The organism is Roseitalea porphyridii (assembly GCF_004331955.1).
GTDB lineage: Bacteria > Pseudomonadota > Alphaproteobacteria > Rhizobiales > Rhizobiaceae > Roseitalea > Roseitalea porphyridii.
Map to the genome: position 1 here is coordinate 418,496 of NZ_CP036532.1, position 19,455 is coordinate 437,950.

Consider the following 19,455-nt stretch of genomic DNA (forward strand, 5'->3'; position numbering starts at 1 on the left):
CCATGGAAGAACTCACATTCGGAACCCTGATCGCCGTGCTCGAGGAGATGTTTGGCCAGGCCCTTTTCTGGGTCATGGTCGCGGCCGCGGCGCTGATCACCGTCGCGTTCGTCTATGTGGTGATCCGCGACCGGTCGCTGCGCAGCCGCTGGTTCCTGCGCGCCGAACTGGTCGCGCCCGTCGGCGCGTTCGCGGCGATCTGGTTCGTCTTCTTCATCACCCGGTCGGGTTTCGGCGACATCGGCGGCCCGATCGACGTGATCGCGCTGATCCTGATCGGGCTTGCCGGCGCGATCGGACTGACGTTCCTGGCCTATACCGTTCAGGCCCTGCTGGGCGGCGGCTGACGCGAGGCGTAGCGGCGCCTCAGCTGTCGGGGAAGTCGAAGACGAAACGCGCGCCCGAGGACCGCCGATCGATCTGCGGGTGCGCGCCCAGTTCGGCCGAGATCGACCGGACGATCCGCATGCCGATGCCTTCGTCGCTGTCCGGGTCGAACTCGGTCGGCAGGCCCTCGCCATCGTCTTCCACAACAAGGCGCCGACGATCGCCCTCGTCCATGAATGCCACGTGCACGAGCAGCCGATCGCGGCCGCTGCCATGCTTGAACGCGTTGGTGATCAGTTCGCTGACGATCAGCGCGAGCTTGAGCGCGGCCTGACCGTCGACATTCTCGTCGACGATATCGGTCGTCACTTCGAGCCGGCCATCCTCGGCGAACGTCTCGACGAGATCGGCGCAGGTCGTCTCCAGATAGTCCCTGATGTTCACCCAGCCATGCGCGTTGCCCGCCGCCAGCTTGCCGTGGAAGCGGGCGATCGACTGCAACTGGCCTTCGGCGTTGCGCAACGCTTCGCGCGCGGCCGCATCGCCGGATTCGCGTCGCTGCATGCGCAGCAGCGTCTGCGCGATGAGCAGGCTGTTCTTGATGCGGTGGTTGGCCTCGTCGGCGAGCGTCAGAGCCGAATCCGGAAGCCGCGTCGCCACGCAGCTCACGCCGACGGCGGATCCGTGATCGTCCATGACGGGCTTGATGAACAGGTCGTGCGTCTCGTCATGGCCGTCGCGAAGGGTGCGCACCGTCTCGCGCACATCCTCGCCCGAATTCATGGCCTTGCGCTTGAGGGCCGTCAGACGATCGGCGGTGGGCTCGTCGAGCACATCGCGATCGGTCTTGCCGATCATGGTCTCGGCCGACAGGCCCATCGACGGGTTGAAGATCCACAGATAGCGAAGATCGGCGTCCTGCGCCCACACGGCGACCGGCGAGCCATCTAGAGTGGATGCAAGCCCGCCTTGATCCGGCACAGTTTCGCTTGTTGACGTGCCCGACACGGTCACCCGACACAAAACGACAGAAGCGGAACGCGACGAGAATATCCTCAGTGTCCCGAGTTGGCAACGGCCGGCCGGGGCACGCTACCGCTTCGGCTGCGGCTCGATGCGTTCTTCGCGGGCGCGCACGACCTTCTCGCGGTCCGCCGCCGACTCGGTGTGGTTCTTGCGGTCACGACGGGCGCGCAGCATCGACGCAATGGCAAATCCGATCGCCACGGCGAATGTCGCCATGGCGAGAAAGAAAATCCAGCTTGGTTCGGGCATTGGCAAGCTCCTTGCTTGGTTCACGTGCCCAACGACGCCGCGCCGCAACGGTTCCGGGCGCGGCAAGTAGAAAGGCCGACATCCGCGCCGATCAGTTCGCCAGCAAGGTCTGTTCTTCCTCTTCTTCGTCGTCTTCCGGCTCCGGGATATCACCAAAGATGCCTTCGATGCCGTCGCCGAACGTCACCCGTACGCCGCCGGCAGCCAGCGGACCCGCCGACGTGAACGGATCGAAGCCGAAGCCGCCGGGGAACCGCTGCGGAAGGTTGCGGTTGCCGCCGGCCGCAGGTGGCGGCGTGCGCACCAGGCTGCCGCCGCCGGCGGTTCCGTCGGCGACGATCAGATCGACATAAACGCCCGGCGCGACGAGATCGGCGACGCCGACCGGCAGTGTCGCGACGGTGCCATTGTCGAAGCGCTGGACGATGGTGACGCCGCCGGGGCCGACGATACTGACCGGATCGGGTGCGACCAGCCGGCCGACGCGCACCGTACCCGTCGAGCGCAGCGCGACCGGGCCGGTCGCGGACGCCACGCCCTCGGCATCGAGCCGGGCGTCGGGGCTGTCGATGACGACCGACCCGGTGGCGATGGCGATCAGCCGGCCGATCCCGCCCGTGCCGAGCGGCAGCGGATCGCCCGGCGTGCCCATGCTGCCGTCGAGCGCGGTCAGGAAGAGGCGGCCGGCGGTGACGGGGATCGGCTGGCCGGCAAAGCCCCCGATGTCGCTGAGCGCGGTCAGCACGACATCGCCGCCAGCGCTCGTTACCGGTCCGGCAAGGCGCAGATCGCCGCGATTGACCAGATCGATCGTGTCGCCGCCGGTGTTGACGAGCCGGGCGACGATCGCATCGCGGCCGTTGGCCAGATGCATCGCGCCGCCACGCACGCGCGCGTCGATCACGCTCGCGTACATGCGGAAGCCTTCGGGGCCGGTGTTGGCGATGGCGCCGGCCTCGATCCGGGCGATGCCGAAAGCGCTCGGCGCGGAGATGAAGGGGCCGGCGCCCAGGCCCGTCAACGTTCCCTCCGCCGACACCCGGACGGCCGGCTCGTCGAGATCGAGGGTGGCGCTGCGCACGTCGGTGATCGTCACGTCCTCGCTGCCGGCGATGCGCACCGTGCCGGCCGCGCCCGCATCGATCCGCGTGCCGGCCTCCTGCACGATGTCGCCGCCACCGACGGTTTCGAGATGGATGTCGCCTCCGCCCGAGCCGATATTGCCGCCGACGAGCAGTGTGGTCAGACCGGAAAAGCGCGGGCCGGCCGTCGCCGTGATCGCCCCGCCTTCCGACCGGACGTCGCCGCGAAGCTGGACGATCGTGCCGGTCAGCGTGATGTCGCCGCCGCCCGAGCGCGTCTCGGCTTCGAGGATCGAGGCGATCAGCCCGTTCGTCGTGGCGTTGATGGCGATGTCGCCGCCGGCGCTGTCGACCGGCGCGTCCTGGCGGTAGAACTCGCTTTCGATGTCGATCGCCGCGCCGTTCGACGTGAGCCCGTCGCCGGCGACGGTCAGCAGCGCGTCGGGCGCGCGCAGGTGGATGCCGATGCCGAGCGGGTCGATGTCGGCGAGTTCGGGATTGTCGGCGATCAGGTCGGCAAGGTTCGCCCACTCATTGCCGTCGGCGTCGATGAACGCGCCGTCACCGCGCATCGCGGTTTCGACCGAGGTGAGCGTGACCGGCGTTTCGCCCTCGAATGTCAGGTTGACGCCGAACTCGCCGGCCAGCTGCACCTGCTCGAGCGTGTCGTTGGTCAGGATCGTCAGCGACGGGTTGTCGAGATCGTCGATGCCGAGGCCCGACGACGACCACAAATCGATGGAGGTCACGACGTCGAACGTGCCGGAGACGTTGCCATAAACGTCGATGTCGACGCTGTCGGCGGTAACCGCCCCGAAATCGGCGTCACCGAAGAAGGTGCTTGCGGTCAGCGTGCCGGTCTGGACGGCGCCGATCTCGATGGTGCCGATGTCGGCCATGGTCAGCGTGGTGTTGGCCGCTGCAAGGCGTTCAAGGCCGATATGGTGCTCGCCGACGATCGTCACGTCGCCGAGCGCGTCGACCTCGGCGTCGCCGAGCGGGCCGACCGCTTCGAGCCGGCTGGTGATGAAGGCGCCGTCGCCGAACAGCGTGACGTCGGCGCCGTCGGCCAGATCGATGCGGCCGGGCGCGACCAGACGCAACGTGTCGCCGGTGAAGGTCAGCGCCTCGTTGATCTCGATATTGTCGAACGTGCCGATCGCGGCGATGTTGACGAAGTCCGCCTCAAGGCTGGTGCCCGCGCCGAGCACCACCTCGCCCTGGTTGATCAGCGTGAAGGAGCGGTAGCCCGCGCCGGTGAAAAGGATATCGCCCAGTTCCAGCGCGCCCGGGGTCGGGCTGGTGTTGGCGATCACCGCGGTCCGGTCCGTGTCGAGGCCGAAGGCGACCAGATCGAGCGTTTCGAATTCGGTGACGACGGGCTCGGCGAGCGTGCCGATATCGGCCTCGGTGTAAAGGTCGGCTGTCAGCGCCTTCAGGTCGAGCCCGGTGCCCGGCGCCGAGACGATCGAGCCGCCGACGTCCAGATCGAGAAGGTCGTCCGCATGGATCGCGGCGATGGCGGTCGAGTTGGCGAGCGTCAGATCGCCCTGATCGACCCTGAAGGTGACATCGCCGTCGAGCGCGCCGACGCCGGCGACGGTCACATTGCCCTGGGGGACGCGCAGGGCGATCTCGCCGACGGTCGAGACTGCCGACAGCAGGCCGTCCGGGTCACGCAGTTCGACATCGAGCGGGTTCGCCGCGCGGCCGATATCGTCGAGCGCCAGGAACGTGGCCGATCCGGCGACGATGTCGGTGGCGTCGTCGCGGCCAAAGTCGAGAATGTTCCCCTCGGCGGCGGTCAGCACGAGCGCGCCGCCGGCGAAGATCTCGCTGACGGCCACGTTCGAGGTCGGCGCCAGCACGCGCACATCGCCATCGGCGCGGGCGACGAAGGTGCCGCCGACGCCCTGTTCGACGGTGACCGGCTCGAGCGGCGCGCCGATGGCGCCGGCGCCGCCTTCGAGCACGATGTCCATGCCGGTGACGTTGGCGCCGAGGCCGAGCGTGTCGGTGCCGGTCAGGCCCTCGGCGCCCTTGATGCGCACGCGCGCGCCGCCTTCGACCAAGCCGAGCGCAAGCGGGTCTTCCGAGCCGATGAACAGATCCTCGCCGGCCAGCGCGATCAGCCGTCCGGTGGCCGACACGTCGACATCTTCGAACTGGTCGACGAAGGCGGTGTCGCCCTCGACCGTGATGTCGCCGCGCTCGGCCGTCCACAGTTGCAGCAGCGTCGCCTCGTCGAGGACCTGGCCGCGCGTGATGACCAGATCGTCGAACTGGGCGCCGATATCGTCGCCGGCCGCCAGGTTGACGTTGATGCCGGCGAAGTTCGGGTCCTCGATGACGAGTTGCGTGTCGCCGGTCTCCAGCACCAGATCGGCGCGGATGCCAAGGCCAAGCTGCCTGTCGGTCCAGAAGATCTGCTCGGTCAGTGCGGCGACCTCCTCGGCCGGCGCGGCATATTCGAAGTCCGGATCGAAGGCGTCGACGCCGAACCGGGCGTGCAGCGCGTGATAGCGGTCCGTGCGCGCCGCCTCGGCATCGGCGATCTGGGCATCGGTCAGCCCGGCAGCGACGAGCGCGTCGCGCTCCGCTCCGGTGAGCGTCAGCTCTGTCGCCGGATCGTAGGCTTGGATGCTCTGGACGACGCGGTTGCCGTCGCCGTCCTCGGTCCAGGTCACGCCGCGCGTGCGCCAGTAGTCGAAATATTCCGCCGTGCGCAGCGCGTCGTTGCGGATGACCGCCGCCTCGTCGCGGAAGCTGCCGGCGCCCTCGCGCAGGCCCAGTTCGTCCCACAGCGTCTCGAGCAGGTTCTCGGTGGCGCGCCGGTCGACGATGCTGGCCGTGTTGACGTCGACGATGTCGGCGAAATCGCCCTGGGCAACGATGTTGACGTCGCCATTGCGCGAGATGATCTGGTCGGCCCGGATCGTGCCGTCGTGGACGATGTTTATGTCGAAGCCGGCATCGGCGTCGAGCCCGGTGCTGTTGACGCGCAGCGGGTCCGTGATCAGGCCGATCGAGCCGCTGGTGGCATTGAGCGAGACCTCGCCGCCCTCGACGAGCGATCCCGTGTCGTCGGCGAGATCATGCACCAGGATCGAGCCCGGCGCCGACAGGGCGACATCGCCCAGATCGCCCGACCGCGCCAGGCGCACATTCATGTCGCCGGCCTGTTCGGCGATGCGGATGGCGTTGGTCGCCTCCACCTCGAGCCCGCGCCCGGCAAGCTGGTCGATCTGTAGCGGCGCGGTGCCGGAGATGGTGCGCCCGGACGAGACAAGCCCGGCGCCGCCGCCACCGCCACCAAAGGCGAGGCCGCCCAGGATCGGTTTGGGAATCGTGTCGACCGCCCGGCCGATGCTGTCGCCGGCGCTCATGAAGGTCAGCGCGGTCTCCATGACCGTGTTGCCTGCGGTTGCGATGTTGCCGTTCTCGGAGGTGATGACCGAGACGCCGCCCTGGTTGTGCACCGGCCCGTCGAAGATCACGTCGCCGGCATGGGTGATGCGCAGTTCAGACGTCTCGTAGCCGTGAAAGCCGATATCGACCGGATAGTTGGCCGCCAGCCGGTGCGTGACCCATTCGGTGTCGACCGAGAAATCGGTGCGCGGCCGCTCGTATAGGTCGTACGTGACACCGATGCCGGCGAACACGTTGGCGGCGACCAGCACTTCCGGGCCGTCATAGGTGGTCACCTTGTCGCCGGCGAACTCGAAGCCGCGCTCGTACTTGTAGGGTTCGGCGGCGAGCAGGTCGGCGGTGGTCACGAACACCTGCTCGGTGCGGATGTCGACCGGATCGCCGAACACGGTGCTCGGGCTGCGCGTGGTGATCAGATCCGGCCGGCCGTCGCTGTATTCGAACCGCTGCTCGATCAGGCTCGTGGTGAACGATTCCGAGGTGCCCAGATAGTAGGTGACGCCGCGCGCCAGCACGTCGTCGGGGCCGAAGAACGCAGAATCGCTGGTCGCCTCGGCGATCTCGAACTGCGGATCGGTGACCGGGACCGAAACGATCAGGGCGCTGCCATCGTCGATCGTCCGCCAGATCGTGTTGTCGGGGCGCTTCTCGAAGGTCGTCGTCGTGAAGACGCCGGGCGTGACGCCCTCGTCGCTGAGATCGACGATGCGGATGACGCCGCTGGCGCCATCGCCATAGCCGGTGGAGATGGCGGTGAAGACGAGCGGGATGTCGGAGTCGCTGTCGACGTCGATCCGGCCGTAGCCGTCGGCCGCCTCGATGCGCCCGCCGCCTGTCGAGATGATCTTGCCGACCAGTTCGACATAGCCGCCCTTGGACAGGATCGGGTCGACCAGCAGTTCGTGCGCCTCGGGATCGTAGCGCACGCCGACATTGCCCATGATCGCGGTGTCGCCATCGGTGTTGATCACCGTCTCGCCGAGCGGCGGATTGACGTCCGAATTGGTGCCGGGCGAATAGACGACGACCGGTTCGTCGGAGGTGAAGGTCGCGCCGTCGATGATGGTGTCGAGGTTCTGCGCGATCGTCAGGTCCCAGTCGGTGATGCCCGACTGGATCAGCCCGTTCACGTTCAGATAGTTGGCGTAGATGAAGACGCTGCCCGTGGCGATGATCTCGCCGCCAGCGATCGGCTCGAACACCGGTTCGGGGCCCGAGGCAGCCCCGGCGATGTACCAGGCCTCGTATTCGTCGAAGAAGTCGGCATAGATGCCGAACGGGCTGCCGCCGGTATCGGTGATGTAATCGTCGAGCGCCGCCGACAGGAGGAAATCGCCGCCCGACCGGATGTCGACGGTCTTGGCGTCGATCGTGCCGCCGAGCACCAGGATGTCGCCGTCGGCGGTCGACAGCGCGACCGTGCCGTTGAGGTTCTCGATGGTGCCGGTGACGAGCAGGTCGCCCGAAGCGTCCGTGCCCGTGCCGATGAAATTGTTCTGGATCGACACGAGCGGGTCGTCTGGGTTGGTGACGTTGGTGACGAGCTCGAATGCCGCGTCCGGCCCATCGCCCGGGATCGTCACGCCGAGGACGGCCTCGGTGGCGTTGGCGTCGTTGATCTCGTTGACCGTCTCGACGTCGTTGACCTCGACGCCGTTGTAGCGGACGAAGCCGGCATCGCGGAACGGGATGGTCACGTCGCGCACCTCGACGATACGCGGTGCCTCGTTGGTGACCTCGACGACCACGTCGCTGCGCGCCTCGATCACGCCCGCCCCGCCCAGCGCCGTGCCGACGATGGCGACATTGCCGCCCGAGGCGTAAAGGTCGTCGATGATGACCATGTCGGCGGTGCCGGAAGCGCCCAGACCGGCGATGATCTGCTCGATGCGCGCGATCTCCGCGTCGAGCCGGGCGACGATGGCCGCATCGTCGGCGAACGCGTCGCGCTGGGCTTCGAGCTCGTCGATATAGGATTCGAGATTGGCGTAAAGGTCGACATCGTCCTCGAACGTCACCTCGGCGTCGCCGCGCGTGAAGACGACGTCGCCGTCCGGGTCGATCTGCACGATCAGTTCGGCGAACGCGCCGGCGGTGACTTCTCCATCGACGATGATCTCGCCGAACAGATCGTCGACATCGGTGCCGGTGACCGTGTCGAACGAGACCTCGTCGGCGCCGACCAGGCTGCCGAACGCGTTGACAACGGCTTCGGCGCCCTCGCGATAAAGATCGGACGAGGCGCCGAAGGCGTAGGCGTCGGTGTCGCCGCGTCCGGCGATCAGGCTGACATCGGCGGCGGCGAGCACGGTCGAGGTCGGGCTGACATCGACGCTGGCGGTCTGCGCGATGCGCGCTTCTGCAACCGGCTTCCTGGTGACGGGGAAGGCGGTCGCGTTCCAGATCCTGAGCTCCGAGGACAGGTCGATGCGCTGGCCGGTCCCGTCCTCGGTGCCGGCCGAAAGGACCACGTCGCCGGCGCGGCTGATGATCGCGCTGCCGCCGAACAGGTCGATCTGCTGGTCGTTGTCGAACCCGGTCGTAGCATCGCCCGAGGGCCGGCCAGCAAGGCCGTAGACATTGACATGGACCTCGTTGGAAAGATCCGCGTCCGCGAGCGCAATCAGTTCGACATCGCCCTCGGCGTCGATGGCCGCACCGTCGAGGTCAATGTCGGCGACATTGTCGACCTCAATCGCGCTGTCCGCGTTCGGGATCAGGATGCCGCCGCCCGTGTCGATCTTCAGCCGGTCCTCGATGTCGAAGCTGTTGGCGATCTGGATCAGCACACCGTCCGTCGTGCTGGCCGACCGCTGGAGGATCGTCGCGTCGTTCAGGTCGATGTCGGTGTCGGCATCGACGGTGACCTCGGACTTGAGCGAGGTGCCCGAAACGATGCCGACATCGCCGATGCGCCCGTCATAGTCCTTCGAAACCTTGTCGACCGCGCTGGCGGCGATGATCGAGACGTTTTCGGCTTCGAGCGTGGCGTCGTCGATGGCGATGGTCGTCGTCAGATCGACATCGGTGACGGTTTTGGTCGCGCCATAACCGGCAAGGCTGGCGCGCAGGGACGAGCCGACATTCTGCGTCGTCACCGTACGGCTCGCGGCGATCTCGATGTCCTCGGCGGAAAGCGTGAAATCGTCGGTGCCGTCGGTGGTGATTTCGATCTCGGTGACCGGGTCGGCGTCGATGGTCGAACGCGCCGCCTGCAGCGAAACGAGCCCGCCCTGGCCAGAGCGCGTGTCCGCGTGAAGATCATCCTCGCCATAGGCTTCGGCGATGAAATCGCCTTGGACGTCCGGGCTGCCGCTCAGTTCGATGCCGACCTTCGTCGTGGTCGCCGCGTCGGCGACGGATTCGTTGGCGCCGAGCGCGGCAAGGCCGAGCACGAACCCGTCGGATTCGGCGTCCACATCGCCGCGCGTGGCCGCCGCGAACCGGGCAAAGCCGGTCACGTCCAGTTCGCGCAGCTTGATGTCGATTTCCGCACGCGACGTGTTGGAGGCGTCCGCCCGGCTGCCGCCGGCGGTGCCGAGCCCGCCCGTGGCCGAGAAGGCGGTCGCCGCGACGGTCGCCGGCGCGCTGGTCTCGCTGATCGTGTCGAGCGCCAGCATGGTCACCGATGCCGCATCGAAGCGCGAGGACGTGCCGTTCGAGACGATCTCGGACACCGCCGAGCGGCGCGCCGTGGCCAGCGAGAAGCCGAGCGCGCCGGTGCCGCCGATCGTGACCGAATTGGAAGTCGCGTTGACATCGGCGCTGTTGCGGGCGGCGATCTCGACCGTGCCGCCGGCGGTCTGGAAATCCGCGCGGCCCAGGTCGATGGTGACGCGCGCGTCGTCCTCGGCGGTCGTGTCGACGCCGTTGCCGGCGAACGCCCCGCCTGCGGCCGCGGTTGCCTCGGCATCGACGCCGCCGTCGCGTCGGGCGACGATGGTCACGTCGCCGCCGGTCAGCACCGGCCGGGTCGGGCCTTCGAACGCGATGTCGATGTCGGTCTCGTGGCGGGTGAAGGCGACCGTGCCGCCGAGCGCCACGCCGCCGAAGGTGGCGCCGAGCGCCTTGGCCCTGGTTTCGGCGGTCTCCTCGGCGCGGATCGTGATATCCTCGCCGTCACCGCTTTCGAGCCGGACAGCCTCGCCGATCGCGATGTCGATATCGCGCTCGGTGACCACCCGCGCCACCGCGCCGGCGCCCGAGACCAGCCCGCCCGAGGCGGCGAACGCGGTCGGCACGGCGTCGGGGTTGGACGTATCGACGGTCGCATCGGCCTTGATGGCGATGTCGTCGCCGGCGGTCAGTGTCGCGCTTTCGCCGATGCCGACGATCAGCGAGGAGCCGCGCCGGATGTTGGCGACGCCGCCGGTCATCGCCGCGGCGCCGCCGGCCGCCCCGCCGGAGATCACGTCGATGTCACCGGTTTCGAGCGCGGTCACGTCGATGTCGTCGCCGGCGTCGAGTTCGGCCTCCGCGCCGATCCGCGCTTCGATCGTGTCGGCCTGGGCGCCGTCGGGATCGGACAGCGCGAACAGGTCGAGCGTGCCGCGCCCGGCATTGGCGTCGGCCATGAACGCGGCGGTTTCGGCGTCGCCGCCCGAATAATCGTCGCCGTCGCCGTACGGATCGTCGTTTTCAAGGCTGTCGTCGACGGCGGCCATGTGATCGCCGGTCTCCTCGGTCTCGGTCGGCTTGCCGAAGGCCAGATTGAGGATCGAGCCCTGGAAGGCGAACGCGCCGCCGCCGGCCGCCACGGCCGTGCCCTCGAAGCTGCGGTCGCCCGAAGCGGTGACGGCGATGTCGCCGGAGACGTCGACCGCAGCGCCGTCGCCGATTTCGGCCAGCACGGCGTTGGACATGGAGATGGCGCCGATGGTCGCGCCGGCGCCGACGAAACCGCCGGTCGCCGAGCCGAGGCCCACCGCCTGGTCGAACGCCTGGCTGGCGGTGACGGTGAGCGCGTTGGCGCGGCCCAGATCGACGCGGTTGTGATCGCCAAGCCGCGCGGTGACGCTCTGCTCGGACCGTGCGACGAAGATGGTCGCGTTGATGCCGACCGTGCCGGCGCCGATGCCGACCATGGTCGTGTCGTGTTCGGTGCCGGCGGTCGCCTCGATGGCGACGGTGCCGTCGGCGTCGATCCCGGTGGCGAACGCATGGCCGGCGCTCGGCGCGTCCTCGACCTCGGCGATCACCTGGTCGCGCGCGGTGAAGACGACCACCGAGCCGCCGATGCCGACCGTGCCGCCGGCGCCGAGCGTGCCAACCACCTGGTCGATCGTCCGGTCGGCCCAGCCGCCCAGGAATACGTCGCCGCCGGCGATCAGGTCGGCGTCGTGGATGCGGGCGCGGGTCTCGGTCTCGGCGAGCGCGACCTGCACGATGCCGCCGATGCCGACCGCGCCGCCCGCAGCGCCGGCCAGCGAGACGGTCGTCAGCGCATCGGGTGACCGCGCGGCGATGGCGATATCGTCGGCCGCATCGAGGGTTGCGCCCTGAACGCTCGCTTCGGTGGTCTTGGCCAGCGACAGATATTCGACGTCCGCGCCGACGCCGACCGAGCCGGCGGCCGAGCCGACCAGCGAGAAGGTCTCGATGTCCGTCTCGTTCGCCGCCAGCACGGCGACGTCGGTTTCGGAGGCAAGCTCGGGCCTTCCGCCGACATTGTCGACCGCCGCGCGCACCGCGTCGTCGACGAACAGGAGCGGCACCTGCGCGGCCACCGCCGCCGAGCCGGCACCGGCGATCGTGGCGGCCATGGCGCTGATATCGGTCTGGTTGTCGGCGACGATCGCGATGCCGTGATAGGGCGTTGCGAACGTGGTCCGGTAGTCGCTGAAGGGCGAGCGCCCGATGCCGGTGACCCCGCCATCGGCCACCGTGCCGTTCGCCGTCAGCACGCTTGTGCCGGTCACCAGCGCCTCGACGCTGTTGGCCGCCTTGACCAAGGCAACCGACACGCCGACGCCGACCGAACCGCCGAACGACGCGGACACGGTGCCGGACAGCATGTCGCCGACCAGCGTCTCCTCGCCCCCGCCGAGCGTCGTGTAGAGCGTGCCGCCGAGCGCCTGCACGAGGATCGAATCGTCGGCCGTCAGCGTGCTGTCATCGGCCTGGGCGAGCACCGTGTCGGCGCGCGTGGCGATCGCCGTCGAGCCGGTCACGCCCAGATTGCCGCCCACGGCGATGCCGACCGCCGCCGAAGCGAGATCGGCGTCCGCGCCCGCCTTGACGATGATATCGTTGCCGGACACCACCGTGCTGTTCTCGGCCAGCGCGCTCGTGTCACCGCCCATATGCGCCACGGAAATCGCCGCGCCGGCGGCGTTCGACGTGCCGATGCCGACCTGGAAGACGAAGCCGCTGAGCGTCGGGTCGCGGTCGGCGCGCACCTTCGCGCTCGCCGTGCCTGTAATGATGGTGGCGTCGCGGACGATCGCCTCGGTCGTGCCGCGCATGGAGGCGACACCGACCGACGCGCCGAACGCGTTCGCGCCGCCGCCGCCGGCCAGCGCCACGCCGAGCGCCCGCGAACGGTCCTCGGCATCGACGATCAGCCCGTTCGCGGGGCCGGTCTGCACGGTCGCTCCGTCGATCTCGGCGCGGGTCTCGATGTCGGTGTCGTTGACCGAGACCGTGCCGCCGATGGCCAGATCGCCGGAGACGAGGGCAAGCCCGGCAATCGACCAGTTGCTGGCGTCGGCCGTCGAAAGGACGTGTACATCCGCGCCGGTCACGGTGCCGTCGCCCTGCACCTGCGACAGAACGAGCTGCTTCTGGTTGGCGAGCGCCACCGAGCCGGCCAGGTTCGATCCGGTCGAGATCTGTGCGCCGACGCTGACCGCCGCCGTGCGCGCGGTCGACAGCGCCTCGACCGAAACGTCGCCGCCCGCATCGACGGTGGCGCCGGCCGATGCTTCGACCGTTGCGGCGGTCACGCCGCCAAGCTCTATCCGCGCCACCGATGCGCCGAACGACCAGCCGCCGCCACCGCCCGAGCCCGCGGCTGTCTCGGAGGCGAATTCATCGGCGGAATCGGCATCCTCGGAGCCCAGATCAGCCTCGTCCTCCTCGTCGGCGTCGCCGGACGCCGGCGCGAAGGGCCGGATGGCGATCGCAAAGCCGCTCGCATTGAGGTCTTCGACCTCGAAATAGCGGTCGACGAACGTGCCGGCCGGCCCGACGATGCCCGCCTGGAACTGGCCGGCGACCGCATAGCCGCGCCGGTCGTCGGTCGCCGTGACTGAGATGTCGCCGCCAATGTCGGCGGTGCCGGTCGCCTGCCGCAGCGTGGCGAGGATTTCGACGTCCCGCACCACGTCAAGCGCGCTCGCATCGCCCGACACATCGGCGAACACGCCCATGATCTCGGCGCGCGCGGCGGCCGAGGCGGCCCGTTCGGTCGCGCCGCGCTCATTGTCGGCCCGCGCGGCGGCCAGCGGCGACAGCCTGCCCATCTCCAGATAGGCGTACGAGCCGACGCCGCCGATCGCGCCGGGCGTGCCGGCGCCAAGACCAACGGAGAAGGCCTTCGAGGCCTCGGTCGCGGCGATGGTCAGATCGCCGGCGACGGACAGGGTATCGGGATCGGCGACGCGCGCCTCTGTCCGGCCGCCGGTCAGCAGCACGCCGGCGCCGAAGCCGACGGACTGGCTCGAATCCGATGTGGTGCCCTGAAGCAGCAGATGCACGTCCGACCGATCGGCCGTCACCGCCATCGCGCCGGAGACCGACACCGTGCCGCCATCGACGGTCGCCGCCACGTCGCGGTCGTCGACGATCCAGCTCGCCAGCGCCGCCGCGCCGATCACGTCGCCGCCATTGGCGCGCCCCAGCGCGGTCGATGTGGCGCGTGTGTCGGACCCGGCGCTGACGGCCAGATCGCCGAAACTGGTGTTCAGCGTGCTCGCGTCGGACCGCGCGAAGGTGTCGCGCTGGTAGCGGTCGCGGCTGAGCCCGCCGGCGATGCCGACCGCGTCGGCGGTGGCGGCGCTCGACGCGGCGATCTCGCGCCACGTCGCATCGCTCGCCTCGATCGTGATTGATGTCGCCGTGACCTCGGCATCGTCGACCGATGCGCGCGTCTCGCCGGTCGAAAGCTGGTCGGCGAAGACCGTGGCGACGGCGTTCGCCGCCTCGCCGCTGCGCACTGCGCGGGTGCGGATCACGCTGTCGCCTTGCGCCTCGGCCGTGACCGCGCCGCCGGCGAGAACGATCGTGCTGCCGCCGGCGATCTCGGCAACGACGTCGGAACCGTAGACCGTCTGCGACAGGCCGACCGTGCCGGCGCCACTGGACGCGTCGACCAGCGCGCCCTGCCGGTTGGAAACAGACGCCTGCTCAAATGCCGAGAGCGTGACCGCACCGGGGTAGGTCAGGTCGGAGCCGTCGATCGCGGCCTCGGTCACCCAGTCGGTGGTGAGCGCCGAGACCGAAAGATCGCCCGCCACGCCGCCATCGGCGCCGGCGCCAGAGGTCTGGAACGCGATGCTCTCGCCGATCAGGGCGGCGTCGACCGTGATGGCAGGCCGCGCGCCGATGAAGGGGCCGGTAACTTCCGCTGTTTCAAGGGCGGCCCGCGTGGTCCGTTCATCGGTCTGGGCGATTGCGCCGGCACCGAAGCCGACCCGTTCGCCGTCACCCTCGACTCCGATCGACGACCGCACCGTCGCCTCGTTGGTGGCGGTGACATCGAGCGCGCCGGTTCCGGCCAGCGTCAGCCCTCCGCCATTGGTCGAAACGAGCGCCTCGGTGGTCTGCGCTGTGTTCTGGACGATCGCCGCGCCGGTAATCGCCTGCGCAGAGGAGGTCGCCCGGGACTGGGCGTTGGCGACGGTCAGCGAATCGTCGAGCGCGGTGATCGAGGCCGACTCGGCATCGGACGGGCCCGCAAACGCCGCGTTGGCGCGCACCGTGCCGTCGGTGTCATTGCGGGCATAGGACAGGCCGATGGCCGTGCCCTTCTTGTCTTCCTCGTCGGGCGTAGCCGAACCGTCGGGGATCGCCTCGATGGCGCCGGCGGCGATTAGCGCGCCGCCGGTGCGCAACGCATCGACCGACACGGTGCTGGTATCGGTGACCGACGCGCCCTCGACCAGCGCCTCGGTCAGGCTGGTCGCGTCGACAATGGCGACCGAGCCGATCACGCCAAGGCTCAACGTTGACCCGCCGCGCCCGCTCGACAGAACGCGCGCGATCGTCCCGTCCGTCGCCGTCACGTCGACCGGTTCGCCGACGACCCCGCCGGGATTGTTGGCAAAGAGCGCGGCGTTGCGGATCGCCGCGCGCGTCGTCCGGTCACTGTCGATGCGCGCCATGGCGCCGCCGAGCCCGGCCGTGCCGGCGCCCGAGACCGCCGCGCCGGCACCGGCGAACATCACCGTGTCGTTGACCGCGTCGATCGCGACCGTGTCGTAACCGACCGGCCGGTTGGAATTGAGGTCGGCCTCGGCGACATCGGTCAGCGCGACGCGCGCATAGTCGCCGGCAAGCGCCAGACCGAAACCGAGCCCGGCCAGCGCGCCGCCGGACGCGGTGCCGCCCGATGCGCCCGCTGCCGCATCGGCATTGCCAAAATCGGGCATCGGGCCGGGCGATTCGCTGCCGGCCTCTTGGGCGGTCTGTGCGCCGGCATCGGAGACGGCAACGAACAGGCCGGTCATGGCCGCGTCCATGTCCAGAAGTCCGACCGTGTGGGCGGCAGGATCGGGGCGCCACGGGTCGACGTGCGGGCCGGTCGGCGCGAAGCCGTCGAGCCCGGTCAGCAGCGCCGTCGCCTGCCGCGATCCGGTGACCAGCGCGCGCGCGACCCCGACGCCGGCCGATCCGGCCTGGCTGCCGGCCGCCGCATCGGCAAAGCCGACGCTGGTGTCGCGGGCGCGGATCGTCACCGTGCCGACATCGAGCGCCGTGGCGTCGTCGACGCCTGCAAAGGCCGTGCCGTCATAGTCGACCAGCGCGAACGCGCCGGCGCCTCCGACCTGTTCCGCGCTGCCATAGGAGCGGGTCTGCGCGCCCAGCACCATCGCGTTCGTGGCCGAGACGGTCAGTTCGTCAAGCGAGAGGAGGCCGCCGAACTCGACGTTCAGGAAGCCGCCGACCAGCGCCCGCGTCGTGGCGGCAACGTCGACGGTCTGGAAGGCGGCGCCGGCGCCGAACCCGCCGCTGGTCGCATCCGACCAGTCCGGCGAGGGCGCGCGCAGGGCGAACAGGCCGCCATCGGTCCTCGCCGTCACGGCAAGGGTGTTGGAGCGGTCGGAAAGGATCTGCGCCCAGTCCTCGATCACCGCATCGGTGGTGATGTCGACATCGTGCAACGCCCGGTCGGCGACCACCGCCAGCGTGCCGCCGGCGACCTGCACATCCGACAGGAAGGTCGTGTCGGTCCCGTCGAGCACGTCGTCCATCGGCGGCACGAGCAGATCGACGGGCACGAGCGGCACATCGCTCGCCAGATCGAAGCCGGCGCGCGTCTGCGCGGCCAGCAGGTCCGCCTCGCTGCGGTCGATCGCCGGAAGATGGGTGCGTGCGTCGACGGAAAGGTCGGCATCGTACTCGGCCGAGCCCGCCGAACCGAACAGTGCGGTCGTCTCGACGTCCCAGAGGTTGGTGGTCAGGGCGGCGGCGATGGCGCGCGGCGCGTTGGTCTGGTCGCCAAGCCGAACCGCCGTCTCGCCCGAAAGCGATGCGATGTCGGTCGTCGCGGTCAGATCGAGCGGCGCGGCGCCGCCCGCCGCATCGGGCGCGAAATAGGCGCCGCCCAGATCGCGCTGGCCGCCGGCAAGCACGTCGGCAACCTGGAAATCATAGTCGCCGAACCGGGTCTCGGTGGTGATCGCGTGATGGGTCGAGCCGAACGCGCCGGAGATGGCGAGCGTGTCATCGAACAGATCGCCGACCTGCAGCAGGCTGGCGACCGTATCGGCGGCATTGAGCAGCATAGCCGCATAATCGTCCTCGGGGTCGGGGCCGATGGCGGCGTTCGAATAGTCCGCAGGCCCGCCCGTCGCCGTCGTCACCGCGCGGCTTGCAAACGCGTCGAACCGCGTTTCGGCGTCCATGGTCAGGCCCTGTTCGCCGGTGAACGCGCCGCCGCCGAGCGCCGTCGTCGCGCGGGTTTCGTCGATCGAGATGGCATGGGCCAGTCCGCGCGCCTCGGAATTGGTCGCCACCTCGGCGTCGAGCGCGATGTCCTTGATCACATGCGCTTCCATCGAGATGCCGTTGCCGGCGGTCAGCGCCGCATAGGTCGGCGTGATGCCCAGATCCGGGTGCGGAAACTCGAAAAGGTCGCCGCTGACGATGGCCTCGGCGCTCGTCTTGCGCACCGAGGCGGCGAGCGCGGCGTTGGAGACGAGCGTCGTCGCCGCCGCCGTATCGAGGTTCGAACGCGCCGTCAGCCTGACGGTCTCGTTGGTCGTCGCCGAAAGGGCGACGTCGCGCCCCGCCTCGGTCTGGCTGTCCTGCACGATCACGCCCGCATGGGTGTCGGTGGCGCCGAAGGCGATCGAGATCGTCTCGGCGTCCGGTTCGATGATGGTGCGCGTGGTCGCGTCGGCCGTCAGAGTCACGTCGCGGTCGGCGATCAGGTAGCTTTCGGCGACCTCGATCTTCGCGGAGGCGCGCAGATAGGAGGGCGCGTCCTCGATGTCGGCCGATGCGACATTGGCGCTGAAGGCGGCATCGAGATCGTTCACCTTGCCGCGGATCAGCCCGTCGATGAACGATATGCCCAGTTCGTCGGTGATCGCGTCGGCATAGTCGGTGACCGCGCCGTTGGGCACGATGTCGTTGGCCTTGAAGACGGTTGCGCTCAGGGTCACGTCGCGGCCCTTCAAGAGCGCGCCGGTCACCGAAATGCGTGCTTCGCCGACCGGGTTGAGCGCCAGCGCCGGATCGAGCGTGTCGTCGATGCGCGCATCGAGCAGAACCTCGCCGCCGACGAAGCCGTTGTCGGCGAAGGCCAGCAGCGCGGCGCCGTCCCCGACCTCGATGACCGGCGCTTCAAGATGTAGATCCCCGGAGGGGCCGGTCGACCCGGCCGTGAAATGGCTGGCGCCGGCGGCCACCTGGCGCGTCGACAGCACGATGTCCTCGCCGATGGTGATCCGCTCGAGCGCCTCGATGTGCAGCCGGGCGCCGTTCGAGAACATGTCCGTGGCGACGATCTCGACGATCTCGGGGTCGATGTAGATCGTGCCCGCCTCGCCGCCCGCCGACGCCGCCTGCAGTTCGCCCGACACGCGGACCAGTTCCTCGGCGCTGAACTCGACGAATCCGCCGTCGCCGTCACCCTGCGCCGAGACCGAGATGGTTGAGCCGGCATCCAGATAGGCCGCCTCGCCGCCGAACAGATAGGCGAACCCGCCATCGCCGCCGGCGATGCCTTCGGCGAGGATCCGCGCGCCGCCGTCGACGGTGATGTCGCCGCTCGAGGTGATTGTGACCGCGCCGCCGCCCTCGCCGCGCACCGCGTTCACCCGGCCGCCGGACATGGTGACGTTGCGGCCCGCCTCGATCTGGACATGCCCGGTGTTGACGGCCGCGCCCATGGCCGCGGCCCGGTCGCCGGCGGTCACTTCGCCGGAGATCGATATGTCACGGCCGGCGCGCAGGCGCACCCGCTCCGTCCCGGTGACCCGGCCGTCGACGACGATGTCGGCCTCGCCCTGCGGCGCGGTGCCGTCGACGAGCGCGCCGACATGGCCCTCGCGCGGCGCCCCGTCCGGGCCGAACAGCGTGTCGACGAAATCGCGGCTCGGCGTCGAGAGCCCGACCGTGCCGGCCTGCACCGAGCCGTTCGGACCGACCACGACGCCGTTGGGATTGGCGAAATAGAGGTCGCCGCCGACCGTGCCGCCCTGCACCGAGCGCACCGCGCCATTGAGAACGCTGCGCGGGCCGTCGACGATGTTGACCGTACCGGCGGCGCCGCCGGGCACGTGCAGATTGGCCGTGTGGCCGGCGCCGACCGAGAAGCTCGAGAATGTGTTGACGCCGTGGCCGGCGGTGACGGTCGACGTGCGGATGTCGGTGACCGAGCCCGACACGGTCACCGAGGTCGCCGTGCGTCCGTCGGCGGTGATCGACTGGCCGAGCGCGGAGCCGCCAAGCGCGACATGGCAGGCGGCGGCGAGCGCAAGCCCGGACACCGTCGCCCTGAGCCCGGAAAGGCGCTTGACGATCGGTGCCGGACGCCCGGCGCTATGTGCCCTTGCGGTCAGACCATCACTCCCTGCACGACGCGACGGGCGCCTGCGCCGTGCCGCCCCATCGTCACGATGCGCCCCGTTCTGATTAGGCCGCAGGGTCGCCCGGCGCATGCGACGTTTGTGCG

Annotated in this window: 4 protein-coding genes; 1 reads left to right on the forward strand and 3 read right to left on the reverse strand. The window is 69.6% G+C overall.

All coding sequences use genetic code 11. The features are described from left to right. The first annotated feature begins 2 nt into the window (after window positions 1-2). Window positions 3-347, forward strand: coding sequence for a DUF5368 domain-containing protein (locus tag E0E05_RS02035; RefSeq protein WP_131615182.1), 345 nt, complete (start codon window positions 3-5; stop codon window positions 345-347). Between the two features lie 19 nt (window positions 348-366). Here the strand turns inward: E0E05_RS02035 and E0E05_RS02040 are convergent, their stop codons facing one another. The 3 genes from E0E05_RS02040 to E0E05_RS02050 all read right to left on the reverse strand — a co-directional run bounded on the left by E0E05_RS02040 (window position 367) and on the right by E0E05_RS02050 (window position 19,270). Beyond that, window positions 367-1,308, reverse strand: coding sequence for a histidine kinase dimerization/phosphoacceptor domain -containing protein (locus E0E05_RS02040; protein ID WP_131615183.1), 942 nt, complete (start codon window positions 1,306-1,308; stop codon window positions 367-369). Between the two features lie 111 nt (window positions 1,309-1,419). After that, complete coding sequence (locus tag E0E05_RS02045) at window positions 1,420-1,602, reverse strand: hypothetical protein (RefSeq protein ID WP_131615184.1); 183 nt, start codon at window positions 1,600-1,602, stop codon at window positions 1,420-1,422. A 91-nt stretch (window positions 1,603-1,693) separates the two neighbouring features. After that, window positions 1,694-19,270 carry a leukotoxin LktA family filamentous adhesin gene (locus tag E0E05_RS02050; RefSeq protein WP_158629247.1) on the reverse strand — a complete coding sequence of 5,859 codons (17,577 nt, stop codon included), beginning with the start codon at window positions 19,268-19,270 and terminating at the stop codon, window positions 1,694-1,696. Between the last annotated feature and the right edge of the window lie 185 nt (window positions 19,271-19,455).